The sequence below is a fragment of the Actinomadura sp. BRA 177 genome (genome assembly GCF_013372625.1).
In the GTDB taxonomy this organism is placed as follows: domain Bacteria; phylum Actinomycetota; class Actinomycetes; order Streptosporangiales; family Streptosporangiaceae; genus Spirillospora.
Genome location: NZ_JABXFD010000655.1, coordinates 14,414 through 30,875, shown reverse-complemented (window position 1 = coordinate 30,875; position 16,462 = coordinate 14,414). Strand labels below are relative to the sequence as shown.

Below are 16,462 nucleotides of genomic sequence, written 5' to 3'. Positions count from 1 at the left end.
CCGGCCACGCGACTACCCCAGCCGTCGCGATCGCGACCGAAGGCAGTTTCGAGCTTGCGAGAAACTGATCGCGCAGTGAGCCGCTAGGCGAGTCGGAGCGATGCAGCGATCGCACGCGGTTAGCTCGTGTCGGGCGCCCCCAGGCGCCCGACACGAGCTAACCGCGATTCAATACAGCTCGGGCTGCGGCGATGCGGGCCAGGGTGCGGTCGCGGCCGAGGATCTCCAGGGATTCGAAGAGCGGCAGGCCGACGGTGCGGCCGGTGACGGCGACGCGGACGGGCGCCTGCGTCTTGCCGAGTTTGAGGCCGTGCTCGGTGCCGATGCGCTCCAGCCGGTCCTTGAGCTCGGCGGCGTTCCAGGGGGCGTCCCGGTAGGCGGTCTCGGCGGCGGCGAGGATCGCGGCGGCGGGCTCCTTCATCGCCTTGTTCCAGGACTGCTCGTCGGACGGCGGCTCGTCCAGGAACGCGAAGTCGATCATCTGGACGATCTCCGACAGCAGCGCGAGGCGGGTCTGGGCGAGCGGGGCCAGCTCGGCGAACACGGCGACGTCCACGTCGAAGGGGGCCCGCTCCAGGAAGGGCAGGCATTCGGCGATGAACTTCTCGGTGGGCAGCGCCCGGATGTACTCGCCGTTGATGGCGCGGAGCTTCTTGACGTCGAAGAACGCGGGCGAGGAGTTGACGTCCTCGATGCGGAACTCCTCGACGATGACGTCCCAGGGGACGATCTCGCGGTCGCCGGACGGGGCCCAGCCGAGCAGCATCAGGTAGTTGCGCATGGCCTCGGCGAGGTAGCCCTCGGCCCGGTAGTCCTCCAGCGCGACCTTGTCGCGGCGCTTGGACAGCTTCTGCCGCTTCTCGTTCACGATGACGGGGACGTGCGCCCAGACGGGCGGCTCGCCGCCGAGCGCCTCCCACAGCAGCTGCTGCTTGGGCGCGTTGGACAGGTGCTCCTCGCCGCGCACCACGTGGGTGATGCCCTGGCTCATGTCGTCGACCGCGTTGGCCAGCAGGAAGGTGACCGACCCGTCGGCGCGGGCGATGACGAAGTCCTCCAGGACGGCGTTCTCGAAGACGGGCTTGCCGCGCAGCAGGTCGACGACGGTGGTCTGGCCCTCGTCGGGGGTGCGGAAGCGGAGCGCGCGGCCGGGGCCGGGCTCCAGGCCGCGGTCGCGGCAGAAGCCGTCGTAGCCCTTGTGCTGGTCGCCGGTGCGGGCGACGACGGCCTCGCGGCCGCAGTCGCAGTAGTAGGCGCGGCCCGCGTCCCGGAGGCGGTGCGCGGCCTCGGCGTGCTTGTCGGCGTTCGCGGACTGGAAGTAGGGGCCCTCGTACTGCTCGCCGTCCATGCCGAGCCAGGCGAGGGCGCGGATGATGCCCTCGGTCCATTCGGGGCTGTTGCGGGAGGCGTCGGTGTCCTCGACCCGCAGCACGAGCGTCCCGCCCGACTGGGCGGCCATCACCCAGTTGAACAGCGCCGAGCGGGCGCCGCCGACATGGAACATGCCGGTGGGTGACGGGGCGAAGCGTACGCGGATCGAAGAACTCGAAGACATGCCTCAAGGGTAGAGCGCGCGGGCCCCCGCTCGCGCCGGGACCCGCGCGCCCCGCCGGGATTCGGGGCCCGCCCGGTTCAGGGCTTCCAGTGCGGGTCGCGGCCGGCCAGGCCGAGGACGCGGTCGAGCAGCGGCGCGTCCTCCGGCACGGGGACCTCGGGGCCGAACGCGCCGTACTGCCGGCTCATCTCGGCCGTCGGGACGATCTGCTCCCAGGCGGCCTGGACGACCTCGGGCGGGAAGCCGGGTTCGCGTCCGGTGGCGGCGGCGAGGTCCCAGCCGTGCACGACGCATTCGCCGAAGACGATGCCGGCGATGAACTCGGCGGGCATGCCCTCCTTGTTGCCGGTGAGGCTGGTGTTGCCCTCCCAGGCGTCCGGGTCCTGCCACGCCTCGGCGGTCTTGCGGGCCTGCTCCTCGAACCGCTCGGCCCAGCGCGGCTCGGCGGTGAAGTCGTGGTCCTCCCCCGGGCCGGTGACGGGCGTCCGGAGCGCGGCGGCCTCGCCCCGCTCGTTCCACAGGATCAGGTGGTTGACCAGTCCCCGCACGTCCCACCCGGGGCACGGGGTGGGCGCGTCCAGCTTCACCGCGGGGATCTCCAGGACGATCCGCGCCGCGGCCTCCGCGGCGGGAAGCATCTGGCTCCGGATATCCATGATCTTTCCCTCGCTCATCTGTTCGAACATACGGCCACGGTAGGACGGGCCGCGGCGGCCGGTCTTGAACAAACGCGACACCGCTAGCCTGAACCGATGGAACGATCCCTACCCGATGGGACGCGGGGCATCCTGCGTGCGCGGGCGGGCCTGGAGCGCTTCCGGGTGGACAAGACCGCGCCGGGTCCGGCGCTGGCCCCGTTCGTGGACGACTTCTGGGTGCTGCGGTGGGATCTGCGGGGCCGGCCGCCGCACCGGCAGCAGGTGCTCACGCGGCCGTCCGTCCATATGACGTTCACGAGCTACCTGACGGGCGGGGCGACGCGGGCGCGGATCGTGGGCGTCGTGCGGGACGACTTCGTCGAGGAGATCCACGACGAGGGCCGCGTGGTGGGGGTCGCTTTCCGGCCCGGCGGGTTCAGGCCGTTCATGGACGGCCCCGTCTCCGCGCTGACCGGCCGGTTCGCGGGTGTGGACGAGGTGTTCGGCGCGGCCGGTCTCGCGCTCGCCGAGGAGGTCTTCGCGTCGGCGGACGCGGGCGAGGCGCTCGTGCGGCTGGAGTCGTTCCTCGCCGGGCTGGCGCCCGCACCCGATCCGTCCGCCGAGCGGGCCGCCGCGGTCGTCGCGCGGATCGCGGCGCGGCCGGGCCTCGTGCGGGTGGACGAGCTGGCCGCCGACGTCGGGCTCGGCCCGCGCAGCCTGCAGCGCCTGTTCCACGAGTACGTCGGGATCGGCCCGAAATGGGTGATCCGGCGGTTCCGGATGCAGGAGGCCGCCGAACGCGCCGCGTCCGGCACCGGGGTCGACTGGGCGCGGCTGGCCGCCGAGCTCGGCTACGCCGACCAGGCCCACTTCACCCGCGACTTCACCGCGGCGGTCGGGACGCCCCCCGCGCGGTACGCCCGCGAGGCGGGTCCTGGCACTATCGAGGCATGACCGCCCCCCTCGATGACCTGGACGATTTCCGGACGCTGGCGGCGGGCCGGCTCTCCTCGTTCGCGCACACGACCGTCCCGGACGCGCCTGGCCTGCGCCGGGCCGGGGTCGTGCTGTGCGCGGTGGAGCACGACGGCGCCCCGTCGGTGATCCTGATCAAGCGCGCCTACCGGGGGCGGAACGCGGGCCAGTGGGGGCTGCCGGGCGGGCGGCTGGAGGCCGGCGAGACGCCCGAGGAGGCGGCGCTGCGGGAACTGCACGAGGAGATCGGCCTGGCCGCCGGGTCCGCCGATCTCCTCGGCCGGCTCGACGACTTCCCCGCCACCTCGGGCTTCGCGATCACGCCGGTCGTGGTCGTGCTGGACGATCCCGGGCCGCTGGCGCCGAACCCGGACGAGGTCCACTCCGTCCACCACACCAGCCTGCGGCGGCTCGCCGACGACGACACCCCGCGCTGGGTGCCGCAGCCGGACGGCGGCAGCCTCCTGCAGATGCGGCTCGGCCCGAACTGGAGCGTCCACGCCCCGACCGGCGCGATGCTGTGGCAGTTCCGGGAGGTGGTGCTGCTCGGCCGCGACGTCAGGGTCGCCGACTTCGTCCAGCCCGACTGGACGCGCCACTGAGCCGAGTACCACCGGCCGTCAGAACGTCCCGCCGTCGACGACGACGCGCTGCCCGGTGACGTAGGACGCGCCGTCCGAGACGAGGAACCGGACCACGTCGGCGACCTCCTCGGGCGAGCACACGTGGCCGTAAGGGGACGCGGCGTCCTGCTGCCGGATGTCCTCGACGCCGGCGGTGGCGCGCACGAGCCGGCGCCCCATGTCGGTGTCGACGAGGCCGGGCGCGACCACGTTGACGTGCATGCCGTTGCCGCGCTCCTCCTTGGCGAGGACCTGCGCGAGCGCCTCGCTGGCGGCCTTGCCCATCGCGTACGGGCCGCCGAACGGCGGCATGATGTCGGTGATCACGCTGGACACGAACACGATGTCGCTGCGCTCGGCGGCCCGCAGCAGCGGCAGCAGCGCCTGGCTGACGTGGTGCGGCCCGAGCGCGTGCACGCGCATGACCCGCTCCAGCTCGGCCGGGTCGGTGTCGGCGACGGTGTTGCCGCGGCTGGCGATCCCGGCGCTGTGCACCAGGATGTCCAGGCCGCCGAACCGCTCCTCCACCTGTGCCGCCAGGGCGCGGCAGTCGTCCACGCTGTCGACCGAGGCGCGGAACGCGCTCGCCTGCACACCGGCGGCCTCGATGTCGGCGACGGTCTTGCGGGCGGCCTCGTCGTCCCGCCGGTAGACGATGCCCACCCGCGCCCCGTCGGCGGCCAGTGCGAGCGCGACGGCGCGGCCGATCCCGCGGCTGCCTCCGGTGATCAGGGCGGTACGGCCGGCGAGGGAACTCATGGGGCACTCCTTCGGCAGAGGTCGCTTGTAACGGTCCATCCTGCACGTTCGCGACCTTCCGCCGTAAACGGCCCCCCGCGCTAGCTCGCGGGCACCGCCTCGATGACGTGGTAGGCCGAGGGCGGCAGAGGGCCGGTGAACGAGACGCCGGTGAATCCGGCCGCGTCCAGGAGGTCCCGGAACCCGGCCTCGGTGCGCTCGCGCCCGCCCGTCGAGACGAGCATGTTCAGGTCGTTGCGGACGATGCCCGCCGTTTCGGGGGTGACCATCTCCGGCAGTACCTGCTCCAAGATCACCAGGCGGGCATCCTGACGCATCGCCTCGCGGACGTTCCGCAGGATGGCGGCGGCCTTCTCGTCGCTCCAGTCGTGCAGGACGCTCTTGAGGACGTAGGCGTCCGCGTCCTCGGGGACGGACTCGAAGAAGTCCCCCGCGACGATCTCGACCCGGCTGGCGAGATCGTCGAGCGTGCCGGGTGCGGCGGCGAGCCCGGCGGGCAGGTCGAACAGCAGACCGCGCGGGCCCCTATGCGCGCGCAGGATCGCGGCGAGCAGCGTGCCGTCGCCGCCGCCGAGATCCGCGACCGTCCCGTAGCGGGAGAAGTCGTGGGCCTCGATGATCCCGGGCGCTACCGCGCGGGTGTGCTCGGCCATGGCCTCGTTGAACGTCGCCGACAGCGCCGGGTCGGACTCGAAGTACTCGAACGACGTCCTGCCGGTCACGCGTTTCCACGCGTACTCCCCCGTGCGCACCGTCTCGGCCATGTCGCCCCACGTCCGCCACACCTCCGGGCCGCAGAACAGCAGGATCAGCGCGCGGATCGAGTCGGGTGCGTCCGAGCGGAGGCGCTGCCCCTCGGCGGTGAGCGCGAACAGGTCCCGTTCCTTCTGCTCCACGGCGCCCAGGGTGACGAGGCCGAGCAGCAGCCGGTGCAGGGACGGCGCGTGCGTGCCCGTAGCCTTCGCCAGGTCCTCGCTCGTTCTCGGCCCGTCCGCCAGGGCGTCGGCCAGCCCGGTCTCGGCGGCCACGTGGATCATCTGCGCCGACATGTATCCGAAGGCCAGGTCCATCAGCGGTGATCTCGACATCGTCGGCTCCCCTCTCCGTCGCTTCGGACGCTACGGAGACCGGCCGTGCCCCGTCTTGGACGAATGGAACCTGCGCGGCGCCCGGGTCAGCGGGAGAAGGCGCGGAGCCAGGCCGCGGCGATGTCGAGGTGCTCGTCGGTCAGGCCGGTCAGCGGGTCGATCTCCACGAGGAGGTGGTCGGCGACGTCCGGTTCACCGCCGATGCACTCGGTGGCGTCGGGCTCGTCCTCGAACCAGACGAACGGGCGGCCCTCCGCCCACGCGGCCACGTGCCGCGCCTTCCATGCGCCGAGGGTGCGGCCCTCCTCCACGCCCGGGAACTGCGGGATGGGGACGAACGGCAGTTCCGGAAGCCCGACCCTGGGCGCGATCCATTCGTTGGCGTGGTCGCACCAGTAGCTAGCCCAGGCCAGTTCGGCGCCGGTGGACTCGACGAGTTCGAGCAGGGCCGGGCCGTGGGCCGGATTGAGCCACAGCTGGAACGTCCTGCCGTTCGGCGAGCACTGATGCCGTTTGAAACCGCGATGGGGTCTCTCGAAGGGATTGAGAACTCCGTCCACGTCGAGCAGAACCACCGGCGACCCCATACACCGGACGGTACGTCATCAAAGGGCCCGCCGTCGAAGGTCATTTCTTGGCGTCCGGGTCTTATCGCCCGTCCGGCCGGGCATCCTCCGGTCATGTGCCGACTGTTCGGTATGACAACCGGCGGGCCGCGCGTCCGCGCCACGTTCTGGCTGCTGGACGCCCCGCTCAGCCTGAGCCTGCAGAGCCGCCGCATGCCGGACGGGACGGGCCTCGGCTGGTTCTCCCTGGGCGAGGAGCCCGTCCGCGACCGCGCGCCCATCGCCGCGTTCAAGGACGCCGACTTCAACGCCGAGGCGCGCGGCGTCGTGTCGCACACGTACATCTCCCACGTCCGGTACGCGTCGACGGGCGAGATCAACGTGCACAATTCGCACCCGTTCGTCATGGACGACCGGCTGTTCGCCCACAACGGCGTGGTGCGCGGCCTCGACGTCCTCGATTCGTGGCTCACCGACGTGGACCGGGCGCTGATGCAGGGGCAGACCGACTCCGAGCTCGTCTTCGCCTACGTCACGGCGGAGATCCGGCGGCACGGCGACACCACGTCCGGCCTGATCGCCGCCGTCCGGCGCATCGCGGCCGAGCTGCCGGTCTTCGCCCTCAACGTCCTGCTGGCCGAATCCGGACGGATCTGGGCGCTGCGCTACCCGGAGACCCACGAACTCTGGGTGAACTGGCCCTCGCTCGGCGACCCCGGCGACGCCCGTGACCTGGACTCCGACCGCGAGCCCGGCCACGTGAAGGTGGCCTCGCACCGGGAACCGTGCTGCGCGCACGTGCTGGCCAGCGAGCGCATGGACGACGACCCCGGCTGGCGGCTCCTCGCGCCCGGCGAACTGCTCGTGGTGGACGGCTCGGAAGCGCACTCGCTGTTCCCGTTCGAGCCGCCGGCGCACCTGCTGACGCACGCCGACCTCTCCCCGGCGGAGTCCACGTCCCAGACGTGATCGACTCCGGCGTCCGCGACGTAGGGTGGACGACCGGAACCCTGGAGGAGCCCCGGATGACGCACGAACTCACGCTGATGGCCGTCCACGCCCACCCGGACGACGAGGTGCTCGGCACCGGCGGGCTGCTCGCCCGCAGCGCCGCCGAGGGCATCCGGACGGTCCTGGTCACCTGCACCAACGGCGAGCAGGGCGACGACTCCGGCGGCCTGAAGCCCGGCGAGCCTGGGCACGACGCCGAAGAGGTCGCGCGGCGCCGCCTCGCCGAGGTCCGCGAGTCGGCCGGCCTGCTCGACATCGCCCACCTGGAGCTACTCGGCTACCGCGACTCCGGCATGGACGGCTGGTCGACCAACGACGACCCGCGCGCGTTCGCGAACGTCCCGCTGGACGAGTCGGCCGGGCGGCTGGCGGAGCTGATGCAGCGCTACCGCCCGCAGGTCGTCGTCACCTACGACGAGAACGGCGGCTACGGGCACCCCGACCACATCCAGGCCCACCGCATCGCGATGGCCGCCGCCGAGAAGACCGGCGTGCCCGACAAGCTGTACTACACCGCCATCCCCCGCTCCGGCATCAAGCAGATGTTCGAGACCGCCCGGCAGGCGGGCGTGGAACTCGACTTCGACCCGCCGGACGACTTCGGCACCCCCGACGAGCTGATCACCAGCGTGGTGGACGTCTCCGCGCACGTGGACGCCAAGCGCAAGGCCCTGGAGGCGCACGCCAGCCAGGGCGAGAACATCTTCCTGCTGCGGATGCCGGAGGAGATGCAGCGCGCGGCGTTCTCGTTCGAGACGTTCGTCCGCCACTACTGCCGCATCGATGCCCCCGAAAAGGAGGAAGACCTCTTCGCGGGGCTCAGGTAGCGCGCCGCTGCGCCCGGTAGCGGTCGAGGACGTCCTGCCGCAGCAGGTACCCGAACCCCGCCCGTTCCAGGCGCAGCACCAGCGCCGCCTCATCGGCGCCGAGCGCGGCGGCCGTGGCGCTCAGCCGCCAGTCGTGCTCGGCGAGCCTCCTGAGCAGGTAGCCGCGCCTGACCTGGGCGTCGGAGAGCCGGAACGACTTCAGGTAGGCGACACGGCCTTCCGCGTCCGTGATCGCCTCGCCGATGTGGTTCTCGCCGTCCAGCGCGAACGACGGCAGGAACCGCGTGAGCTCGAATCCGTGCAGGTGCTGGACGACCTGCCGGGAGCCGTCCTCATCGAACAACTGCCCGGCCATGACCCCATCGTGGAAGGACGCCCACTCCTCCTGCTGGATCTCCGCCGCCGTCCGCAGGTCTTCCAGCGAGCGGACCTCCGTGTCGTCGATGCGCGCGGACAGGTCCCCGGCGGGCGCGCCCAGCAGCCCGTACGTGTAGATCAGCTCGCCGAAGAGGTCCTCGACCAGCGTCGCGTGCAGTGCCCGATAGTCGTCGGGATGCGGGACGGCGAACGCGCTCGCCAGCGCGTCCGCGACGTAGACCATGACGCCGCACTGCCCGGGATGGATCTCGAAGATCCTGAGCGCGTCCTCCAGTCCGCGCACCTGAAGCCCGAGATACGCCTCCTCGCAGCGCGGCGACAGGCCCTGCGCGACGGCCTTGCGCGCCCACTCCTCCCAGACGATCTCGGGCCCACCGAAGTGCAGCGCCAGATACCCCTCGACGGCCAGGTGCAGGGGCAGGAAGCGGAGCCGGTCCTTACCCGCCTTCCGCGCCATGCGCCGCACAGTCCGCACCGCCATACGCGGCAGCGCCTCCTCGGCGTCTCGCTCCAACAGCCGCGTCCCGTAGGAGGCCGCCGGCATCTGGTCACCGTCGCTCCAGGCCGCCACGAAAGCGTGCGGAACGAACGAGACGTAGTAGGCGTCGCCCACGTCCACGATCGACACCGGCTCCTGGTACACCTTCCGGTGCAACCGCAGATGCGGGACGGGCTCGTCGCGAATGAGCGGGACGAGCCGCACCGAACCCCACACCTGCGCCGGGCCCGTCCGCAGACCGTCCAGCTTGAACGTCATACGGACTCCCCCAGGAAACGGGCGACACGGCCGTCGAGATGGTCCCGCAGCCGGCCGAGCCCGACCCGCCCCTCGGCGAACCGAGCCAGCTCAACAAGCGTGGCCAGATTCTCCGCATCGCGGATCCCCGCCGTCGGCACGCCCGGAGCGAGCCGCCGCACGTCGAAGTCGTCGGCGTCGTACACCGGGTTCAGATGGACGATCAGCACCCGCCGGCCGGGATCGAGGCGGGTCCGCCAGATCCGCAGGACGTCCGCGGCGAGGCCGGGCGGCGCGTTGTCCCAGCCGTCCGAGACGATCAGGAGCCGCTCGGGCGCGGTGTCCAGCGCGTCGATGATCCGCAGGCCCAGCGGCGTCGGGCCGGACGGGTAGAGCAGCAGCTCGTCGGTGCGCCCCGACGTCCACAGCGGCGTGTACTCCTTCGCGAGCGCCTCCAGCAGGTAGTGCGAGGCGAGCGCGACCGCCAGCGGCCGGCGCCGCTTCACCCCCGACCCGAGCGAGGAGTAGCTGTCGTCCAGCACGGCGGCGACCCTGCCCCACGATCCGCGCGCCGCCCCGGCCACCCGCCGCGCCGCCGTGCGCAGCGCCCCCGACAGCTCGGCCCGCCGCTCGGCCCGCTCGTCCAGCGGCAGCGACAGCACGTACGACGCCAGCCGGGTCAGCGGCATCTCCCCCAGCTCCGCGCGGACGCCGCTCCCCTGCATGCGCAGCCGCTCCAGCCGCGTCATCCTGTGCTCGATCCGCTCCAGGAACACCTCGCGCGGAATCCCGTGCTTGGCCGCGAAGCCCTCGGCGACCGTGTACGGAAGCTCATAGATCGCGGCCTGCTCGTAGTGGGCCCGGCGCCACTTCTCGAAGATCGGCGTCCGGAACGACTTCATCTCGTGCGGCGCGAAGAGGAACGCGTGCTGCTCCTCGCCGAGCCGCAGATGCGCATGCCGCGCCACGTCCTTCACCGCACCCCGGTACTTCACGAAGTCGAACGCGGGATCGCGGCGCCCTGCCATCCAGTCACGGATAATGGCGCGCGTCCGCCGGTTGTTCACCCCGAGCCGCCGCAGTTCGCGAAAGACCCGGTACACGCGCTGCTGCGGCATCAACTCCAACCGCCGCGCGATCAGCAGTCCTTCGCGCCTACGCTCCTCGACTCCGACATCACCAGCGCGCACCAGCAGATTCCGGATGATGATCGCCGCATTGTGGTCGTTGACGTCCAGCGCGAGGGCGGCGCCATACACCTCGCGATAGTTCTCCAACATGTACTCGTGCAGGAAATCAAGGCTGAGACGCTGTTCCCCAGCGTCGTGGTGGAACTCCCGCTGCCCGGTCGACGTGACCGCCGCGTTGACGAACATCAGCACGTCCTCGCACGCGACGAGATCCGCGAACGTGTCGCTCATCATTTCCCAGGGTCGAGGATGGGAGTGCCGGCCGGGGAAGGGGAGCACGAGCAGCGAATCATCACTTTAGAGGTGGGTTCCGGAAGTCGCGCCGAAGTCCCGCGGCCGGCACCCGAACCGTAACACCGTCCCTCACCCACGGACCTCCCAATAACCGCGCGCTAGGGCTCGATGAGCCAGTGGTTCGCTCGTAGTGACTTGCCGGCGAAGACGACTTCCTTCTCCTCGACGAACGTGAAGCCGAGGGAGCGACAGATTCCGTTGGACGGGGCGTTCGTCGTTGCGGGGAACGCGTGGACGGTGCCCCAGCGGCCGTCCTCGCGGGCGGCTTCGAGGACTGTTCGGACGGCGCGTTTGGCGACGCCCCTGCCCTGCCATTCGGGCAGGACCATCCAGCCGATCTCGGAGAAGGTCTCGCCGTCCTTGGTGTGGGACCACAGTGACACCGTCCCGGCGACGGCGGCGGGGTCGCCGGCGGGGGTGATCATCTTGATCCAGGATCTGTCGGCGGCCGCGTCGGCGACGTCGCGGCGGACCTTGGCCGCCATGCCGTCCTCCGGCAGCGGTCCCCCGAGCTCGGCCATCATGACCGGGTCGCACCGCATTCGGATGTAGGCGCCGAGATCGTCGGACTCAACGTCGCGCAGAAGCATCGCCGCATCCATGACCCCGATCATTCCAAACCTTTCGGGCCGGCCCGTCACAGTCCTAGATTCGGGACCATGACGGGGTGGCGGATCGAGGGCGTGTTCCTGCCCGAAGGGCAGGCGGGAATCGGCGGGATCGACGAGCGGGGGCGCTGGACGGACACGCCTCCGGATGGGGGCGAGCCGGTTCCGGGGCGGTTCTTCCTACCGGGCCTGGTCGACGCGCACTGCCATCTGACCGTCGGCAGCGGCGCGGACGGGTGGCCGCGTCCGCTCAGCTTCGGAGAGGCGCGGGCGAACCTGCGCGCGGCGCGGGAGGCGGGGATCACGGTCGTCCGGGATCTCGGCAGTCCCGGCAGCATGACCCTGCGGCTGCTGGAGGAGCCCGGCGGCGTCGGGTTGATGGCCTGCGGGCGGTTCCTCGCGCCGGAGGGGCAGTACTTTCCCGAGCTGCATTCGCCCGTGCCGGCGGACGGGCTGATCGAGGCGGCGCTCGCGGAGGTCGGCGCCGGGGCGCGGTGGGTGAAGCTGATCGGCGACTTTCCGCTGCTGGAGACCGGTGCGCCGCGTCCGGCTGATGCGGTTCCTACGTACTCGGTGGATGACGTTCGGAGGCTGGTGAGCGCTGTTCACGGGGCCGGAGCGAGGGTGGCCGCGCATACGACCACGGCGTTCGCGGGGGAGCTGGTCGGCGCGGGGGTCGACTCGATCGAGCACGGCGCCGGGATGAGCGAGGCGGACGTGGCGGCGCTGGCCGAGGCGGGCGGGGCGTGGACGCCGACGCTGTGTGCGGTGGTCGCGCCTAGGAGCGGGGAGGATGCCGGGCGGCGTGAGCGGCGATTGGTGCGGCGGGAGCGGATCGGCCATCTGCTGCGGCTCGCGGATCGGCTCGGGGTCCGGATCCTGGCCGGTACGGACGTGGTGGGCAGCGTGCCCGAGGAGGTCGCGCTGCTGGTCGAGCTGGGGCTGGCGCCGGAGAAGGCGCTGGCCGCGGCGAGTACCGCGGCCTGCGACTTCCTCGGCGTGTCCGGGCTGCGGGCGGGCGGTCCCGCGAATCTCGTGGCCTACCGGGAGGATCCGCGCGACGACCCGGGGTTCTGGCGCGGCCGGCGGCGGTGTTCGTCGCGGGGCGGCGGGTCGGTCAGGGGCGGTAGGTGCCGAAGTACCACTCGTTGCCGTCCGGGTCGCGGGCCGCGTAGTCGCGGGAGCCGTAGTCCTGGTCGGTGAGCGGCCGGAAGACGTCGGCGCCGGCGGCCTTCGCGCGGTCGTGGTGGGCGTCGGGGTCGTCGACGGCCACGTAGATCGCCGCCGCGGGGGTCTCGGCGGCGCCCAGCATGATCATGCCGGTGTCGAAGGTCATCTCGGCGTGGACGATCTTCCCGGTGTCGTCCTTGTGGGCCGCGATCTCGGTGAAGCCGAAGGCCTTGTCCAGCCACGCCATCGTCCGCGCCGGGTCGGCGGACCTGATCAGCGGGTAGAAGGTCCGGCGGATCTCGCTCGTCATGTCGTCCTCCCTGGTCTGACATGCCCAGTCTGCGGGACGCGGACCCCGCTGGTCTTGGACGAATGTCACCTCAGCGCCGCGTCGCGCTCGGCGGCGAGGCGGCGGGTCTCGGGCGAGACGGGGGCGCCGAGGATGGCGGCGACGACGTCGATCAGGTAGCTGGTGAACAGGCGGTCGTCGGTGCGGGGGCCGGAGCGTGCACGGCGGGCCAGCTCGATCGACGCGTACAGGATGGCGGTGAAGCGGCGGTGCAGGCGCGCCGCGTCCGCTTCGAGGAGGGGTTCGACGAGGGTGCGCCAGCGGCAGAGGCTGTCGCGCGGGTCGTCCAGCACGGCGACGGGGACGAGGGGGTCCGGGCGGTTCACGACGTCCGCCCAGATCTGCAGGTAGGCGCGGCCCGACGCGTCGGCGAGGCGCGCGGCGAGCGGGCGGACGAGGGCCTCCGCCAGGGGCCGGACGCCCTGCTCGCCGTCCTCGTAGGCGTCGAGCAGGGCGTGCCGGCGGGCCTCCACGTCGGGGGCGTGCCGGGTGAAGATCGCGCGGAGGATCCCGGCGCGGTCCCCGAAGTGGTACTGGACGGCCGTGGCGTTGCGGGCGCCGGCCTCCTGGAGGATCTCCCGGAGGCTGACGGCGTCCACGCCGCGGGCGGCGTAGAGGGCCTCGGCGGCGTCCAGCAGGCGTCCGCGGGTGTCACTCATCGGCGATCGCGAGCTCCAGCGCGTCGGCGAAGCGCTCGCGGGCCGCCTCCCGGCGGGTCGGCAGGTGGCCGGACGGCCACAGGCCCTCGACGGGTTCGACGTCGCGCAGCAGCTGCCGGGCCAGGGTGATCTTGTGGACCTCGGTGGGGCCGTCGGCGATGCCGAGCGCCTCGGCCGCGAGCAGCATGCCCGCGAACGGCATCTCGTTGGACACGCCGAGGGCGCCGTGCAGGTGCAGCGCGCGCTGCGCGACGTCGTGGTAGACCTTCGGCATCGCGGCCTTGACTGCGGCGATGTCCTTGCGGACCTTCTTGTAGTCCTTGTGCTTGTCGATCAGCCAGGCGGTGCGCAGGACGAGCAGCCGGAACTGCTCGATCTCGATCCAGCTGTCGGCGATCTTCTCGCGGGTCATCTGCATCTTCGCGAGCGGGCCGAACCGGGTCTGCCGGGAGACGGCCCGCTCCAGCATCATGTCGAACGCCTTGCGGACCTGCGCGATCGTCCGCATGGCGTGGTGGATGCGGCCGCCGCCGAGCCGGGTCTGCGCGATGACGAACGCGCCGCCCTCGTCGCCGAGGAGGTTCTCGGCCGGGACGCGGACGTTCTCGTAGCGCAGGTAGCCGTGCGAGCCCTCGCGTTCGCCGCCGACGCCGACGTTCCGGACGGTGGTCAGGCCGGGCGCGTCCGCCGGCACGAGGAACATCGACATGCCCTGGTATGCCGACACGTCGGGATTCGTCACCGCCATCACGATCAGGAAGGTCGCGTGGCGGGCGTTCGAGGAGAACCACTTCTCGCCGTTGATGACCCAGCCGTCCCCGTCCCGGACGGCCCGCGTGGTGAACAGCGTGGGGTCGGCTCCCCCGTGCGGCTCGGTCATCGAGTAGGACGAGGAGATCTCGCCGTCCAGCAGGGGCCGCAGGTAGCGCTCCTTCTGCTCGGGCGTGCCGAAGTGGGCGATGATCTCCGCGTTGCCGGAGTCGGGCGCCTGGCAGCCGAACACCGACGGCGCCCACCGGGAGCGGCCGAGGATCTCGTTCAGCAGGGCCAGCTTCACCTGGCCGTATCCCTGGCCGCCGAGGTCGGGGCCGAGGTGGCACGCCCACAGGCCCTTCTCCCGCACCCGGTCCTGGAGGGGGCGGACGAGCCGCTTGTAGCGGGGGTCGGTCTTGTCGTACGGGTCGCCGAGAACGAGGTCGAGCGGCTCGACCTCGTCCCGGACGAAGGCGTCCGCCCAGTCGAGGAGTTCCTGGTAGTCGGGGTCGGTCTCGAAGTCCCAAGCCATGGCGAGCCTCCTGCGTCGTTTCCCCGATAATCGGCCCACCTCAGTAAGTAATGCAAGTGCATGACTGTTACTCTCCGGTTGACCTTGCGTCGGAAAGGGACCCGCCGTGCAGCCTGAGCAGATCGACCGCGCCCTCGTGGACTTCGGCGTCCTCGCCGGGTGGATGGACGGCGAGGGCCTGCCGGACGGCCCGTTCGAGGACGTCGTGCCCCTCGCGGGCGGCACGCAGAACACGCTGATCCGGTTCCGCCGGGGCGGCCGCGACTACGTCCTGCGGCGCGGGCCGGCCCATCTGCGCGCGCGGACGAACGACGTCCTGCGCCGCGAGGCGCGCGTCCTGGCGGCGCTCGACGGCACCGACGTCCCGGCGCCGCGCCTCATCGCGGCCTGCCCGGACGAGTCGGTGATGGGCGGCGCCGTCTTCTATTTGATGACGCCGGTGGAGGGCTTCAACGCCACGGTGGCGCTCCCCGGGTTGCACGCGGACGACGCGTCCGTCCGGCGGGAGATGGGCCTGAACGCGGCACGCGCCCTGTCGGCGCTGGGCGCGGTCGACCACGAGGCCGCCGGACTGGGCGACTTCGGCAAGCCGGAGGGGTTCCTGGAGCGGCAGGTGGGCCGCTGGATGTCCGAGCTCGACTCCTACGGCACGCTGGACGGCTATCCGGGCCCCGACATCCCGGGCCTGGACGGCGTCGCCCGCTGGCTGGAGGACAACCGCCCCAAGGTGTGGCGGCCGGGCGTCCTGCACGGCGACTACCACCTGGCCAACCTGATGTACTCCTTCGACGGCCCCGAGGTCGCCGCGATCGTCGACTGGGAGATGTGCACGATCGGCGACCCGCTGCTGGACCTCGGCTGGCTGCTGGCCACCTGGCCGGACCGCGACGACCAGAGCGCCTCGCTGGCCGGTCCCCTGGGCGCGGCCGGCGGCCTCCCGACAGCGGACGAGCTGGTCGCCGCCTACGCCGAGCGCGCGGACGCCGTCGCCGGGCGCGACCTGTCGTCCATCACCTGGTACGCGGTGCTCGCCTGCTTCAAGCTCGGGATCGTCCTGGAGGGCACGCACGCCCGCGCGTTCGCCGGGAAGGCCCCGAAGGAGACCGGCGACCTGCTGCACGCGATCACCCTGGGCCTGTTCCAGCGCGCCCACCGGTTCATCGGGTCATGACGGAGATCCGCAGGGGCGGCCCCGGCGACGCGCCGCTGATGCTTGCGATGCTGGACGGCGCCGTGGCATGGCTCGCGGCGAACGGCCGGACGGGGCAGTGGGGCAGCGAGCCGTGGTCGGAGGATCCGCGCCGGGTGGAACGCATCACCGGCATCGCCCGCGATGACGAGATCTGGGTGGCCGAAGTGGACGGCCGTCCCGCCGGAGTCATGGCGGTCGCACCGCACCCACCGCGCTACGTCGACCCGATCGACGAGCCCGAGCTCTACATCACGCTGCTGGTGACCGACCGCGCGTTCGCCGGGCACGGGGTGGGCGGCGCGCTCATCGCCAAGGCGAAGGACGAGGCACGAGCGAAAGGCGCCGGCCTGCTGCGCGTCGACTGCTACGCGGGCGGCGACGGGCAGCTCGTCCAGTACTACCGGCGCCACGGGTTCGCCCCTGTCGCGGAGTTCACGGTCGGCGACTGGCCGGGGCAGCTGCTGTCTCAGCAGGTGAAGCCCGCAAAGGTTGAAAATCCGGGCGGCGGGACGCAGCCTGGAGAGTGACCGGTGCGAACGGGGCAGTCGGTGACGCCCTT

18 protein-coding genes are annotated in these 16,462 nt (G+C 71.9%); 7 read left to right on the top strand and 11 right to left on the bottom strand.

Annotated features, from left to right (window positions below; translation table 11 throughout):
- Positions 1 to 157: 157 nt before the first annotated feature.
- Together gltX and HUX53_RS36595 are read right to left on the bottom strand one after the other, a co-directional pair.
- On the bottom strand, positions 158 to 1,555 hold the full coding sequence (gene gltX / locus HUX53_RS36600; RefSeq protein WP_176407859.1) for a glutamate--tRNA ligase: 1,398 nt from the start codon (positions 1,553 to 1,555) through the stop codon (positions 158 to 160).
- 77 nt (positions 1,556 to 1,632) lie between these two features.
- Positions 1,633 to 2,229: a TIGR03086 family metal-binding protein gene (locus HUX53_RS36595; RefSeq protein WP_255205978.1), complete on the bottom strand. Its 597-nt coding sequence runs from the start codon at positions 2,227 to 2,229 to the stop codon at positions 1,633 to 1,635.
- 78 nt (positions 2,230 to 2,307) lie between these two features.
- Between HUX53_RS36595 and HUX53_RS36590 the strand changes: the two genes are divergently transcribed.
- On the top strand, positions 2,308 to 3,147 hold the full coding sequence (locus tag HUX53_RS36590) for an AraC family transcriptional regulator (RefSeq protein WP_176407858.1): 840 nt from the start codon (positions 2,308 to 2,310) through the stop codon (positions 3,145 to 3,147).
- Positions 3,144 to 3,770 carry a CoA pyrophosphatase gene (locus HUX53_RS36585; RefSeq protein ID WP_176407857.1) on the top strand — a complete coding sequence of 209 codons (627 nt, stop codon included), beginning with the start codon at positions 3,144 to 3,146 and terminating at the stop codon, positions 3,768 to 3,770. Before HUX53_RS36590 ends, HUX53_RS36585 begins: the two co-directional genes overlap by 4 nt.
- Positions 3,771 to 3,788: 18 nt before the next feature.
- Here HUX53_RS36585 and HUX53_RS36580 read toward each other — a convergent pair whose 3' ends face one another.
- From HUX53_RS36580 to HUX53_RS36570, 3 genes are all read right to left on the bottom strand, one after another.
- The gene (locus tag HUX53_RS36580) at positions 3,789 to 4,550 is read right to left on the bottom strand and encodes an SDR family NAD(P)-dependent oxidoreductase (protein WP_176407856.1); all 762 of its coding nucleotides are present in this window, start codon (positions 4,548 to 4,550) and stop codon (positions 3,789 to 3,791) included.
- 80 nt (positions 4,551 to 4,630) lie between these two features.
- Positions 4,631 to 5,638: a methyltransferase gene (locus HUX53_RS36575; protein WP_176407855.1), complete on the bottom strand. Its 1,008-nt coding sequence runs from the start codon at positions 5,636 to 5,638 to the stop codon at positions 4,631 to 4,633.
- 86 nt (positions 5,639 to 5,724) lie between these two features.
- Positions 5,725 to 6,225 carry an HAD domain-containing protein gene (locus HUX53_RS36570; RefSeq protein WP_176407854.1) on the bottom strand — a complete coding sequence of 167 codons (501 nt, stop codon included), beginning with the start codon at positions 6,223 to 6,225 and terminating at the stop codon, positions 5,725 to 5,727.
- A gap of 93 nt (positions 6,226 to 6,318) precedes the next feature.
- Here HUX53_RS36570 and HUX53_RS36565 point away from each other — a divergent pair, with 93 nt between their 5' ends.
- Positions 6,319 to 7,173, top strand: coding sequence for a class II glutamine amidotransferase (locus HUX53_RS36565; RefSeq protein WP_176407853.1), 855 nt, complete (start codon positions 6,319 to 6,321; stop codon positions 7,171 to 7,173).
- Positions 7,174 to 7,229: 56 nt separating this feature from the next.
- The gene (locus HUX53_RS36560; protein ID WP_176407852.1) at positions 7,230 to 8,042 is read left to right on the top strand and encodes a PIG-L family deacetylase; all 813 of its coding nucleotides are present in this window, start codon (positions 7,230 to 7,232) and stop codon (positions 8,040 to 8,042) included.
- Here HUX53_RS36560 and HUX53_RS36555 read toward each other — a convergent pair.
- The 3 genes from HUX53_RS36555 to HUX53_RS36545 form a co-directional block, all read right to left on the bottom strand.
- Positions 8,035 to 9,177 (bottom strand): hypothetical protein, encoded by a 1,143-nt coding sequence (locus HUX53_RS36555; protein WP_176407851.1) that lies wholly within the window; start codon positions 9,175 to 9,177, stop codon positions 8,035 to 8,037. The genes HUX53_RS36560 and HUX53_RS36555 overlap by 8 nt on opposite strands.
- A complete protein-coding gene (locus HUX53_RS36550) occupies positions 9,174 to 10,577 on the bottom strand; it encodes a hypothetical protein (RefSeq protein WP_176407850.1) in 1,404 nt (467 codons plus the stop codon). Before HUX53_RS36550 ends, HUX53_RS36555 begins: the two co-directional genes overlap by 4 nt.
- A 161-nt stretch (positions 10,578 to 10,738) precedes the next feature.
- Positions 10,739 to 11,242 (bottom strand): GNAT family N-acetyltransferase, encoded by a 504-nt coding sequence (locus HUX53_RS36545; protein ID WP_217920331.1) that lies wholly within the window; start codon positions 11,240 to 11,242, stop codon positions 10,739 to 10,741.
- Positions 11,243 to 11,299: 57 nt separating this feature from the next.
- Here HUX53_RS36545 and HUX53_RS36540 point away from each other — a divergent pair, with 57 nt between their 5' ends.
- Positions 11,300 to 12,451 carry an amidohydrolase family protein gene (locus HUX53_RS36540; RefSeq protein ID WP_176407849.1) on the top strand — a complete coding sequence of 384 codons (1,152 nt, stop codon included), beginning with the start codon at positions 11,300 to 11,302 and terminating at the stop codon, positions 12,449 to 12,451.
- On the opposite strand, the gene HUX53_RS36535 is transcribed toward HUX53_RS36540, so the two are convergent.
- From HUX53_RS36535 to HUX53_RS36525, 3 genes are all read right to left on the bottom strand, one after another.
- Positions 12,366 to 12,728: a VOC family protein gene (locus HUX53_RS36535; RefSeq protein ID WP_176407848.1), complete on the bottom strand. Its 363-nt coding sequence runs from the start codon at positions 12,726 to 12,728 to the stop codon at positions 12,366 to 12,368. The genes HUX53_RS36540 and HUX53_RS36535 overlap by 86 nt on opposite strands.
- Before the next feature lie 65 nt (positions 12,729 to 12,793).
- The gene (locus HUX53_RS36530; protein WP_176407847.1) at positions 12,794 to 13,426 is read right to left on the bottom strand and encodes a TetR/AcrR family transcriptional regulator; all 633 of its coding nucleotides are present in this window, start codon (positions 13,424 to 13,426) and stop codon (positions 12,794 to 12,796) included.
- Positions 13,419 to 14,711, bottom strand: coding sequence for an acyl-CoA dehydrogenase family protein (locus HUX53_RS36525; protein WP_176407846.1), 1,293 nt, complete (start codon positions 14,709 to 14,711; stop codon positions 13,419 to 13,421). The genes HUX53_RS36530 and HUX53_RS36525 overlap by 8 nt, the downstream gene beginning before the upstream one ends.
- 106 nt (positions 14,712 to 14,817) lie before the next feature.
- On the opposite strand from HUX53_RS36525, the gene HUX53_RS36520 reads away from it, so the two are divergent.
- Together HUX53_RS36520 and HUX53_RS36515 are read left to right on the top strand one after the other, a co-directional pair.
- Entirely contained in the window at positions 14,818 to 15,882 is a 1,065-nt protein-coding gene (locus HUX53_RS36520) for a phosphotransferase family protein (RefSeq protein WP_309237608.1), read from the top strand.
- Positions 15,879 to 16,430 (top strand): GNAT family N-acetyltransferase, encoded by a 552-nt coding sequence (locus HUX53_RS36515; RefSeq protein ID WP_176407845.1) that lies wholly within the window; start codon positions 15,879 to 15,881, stop codon positions 16,428 to 16,430. The genes HUX53_RS36520 and HUX53_RS36515 overlap by 4 nt, the downstream gene beginning before the upstream one ends.
- Positions 16,431 to 16,462 lie beyond the last annotated feature (32 nt).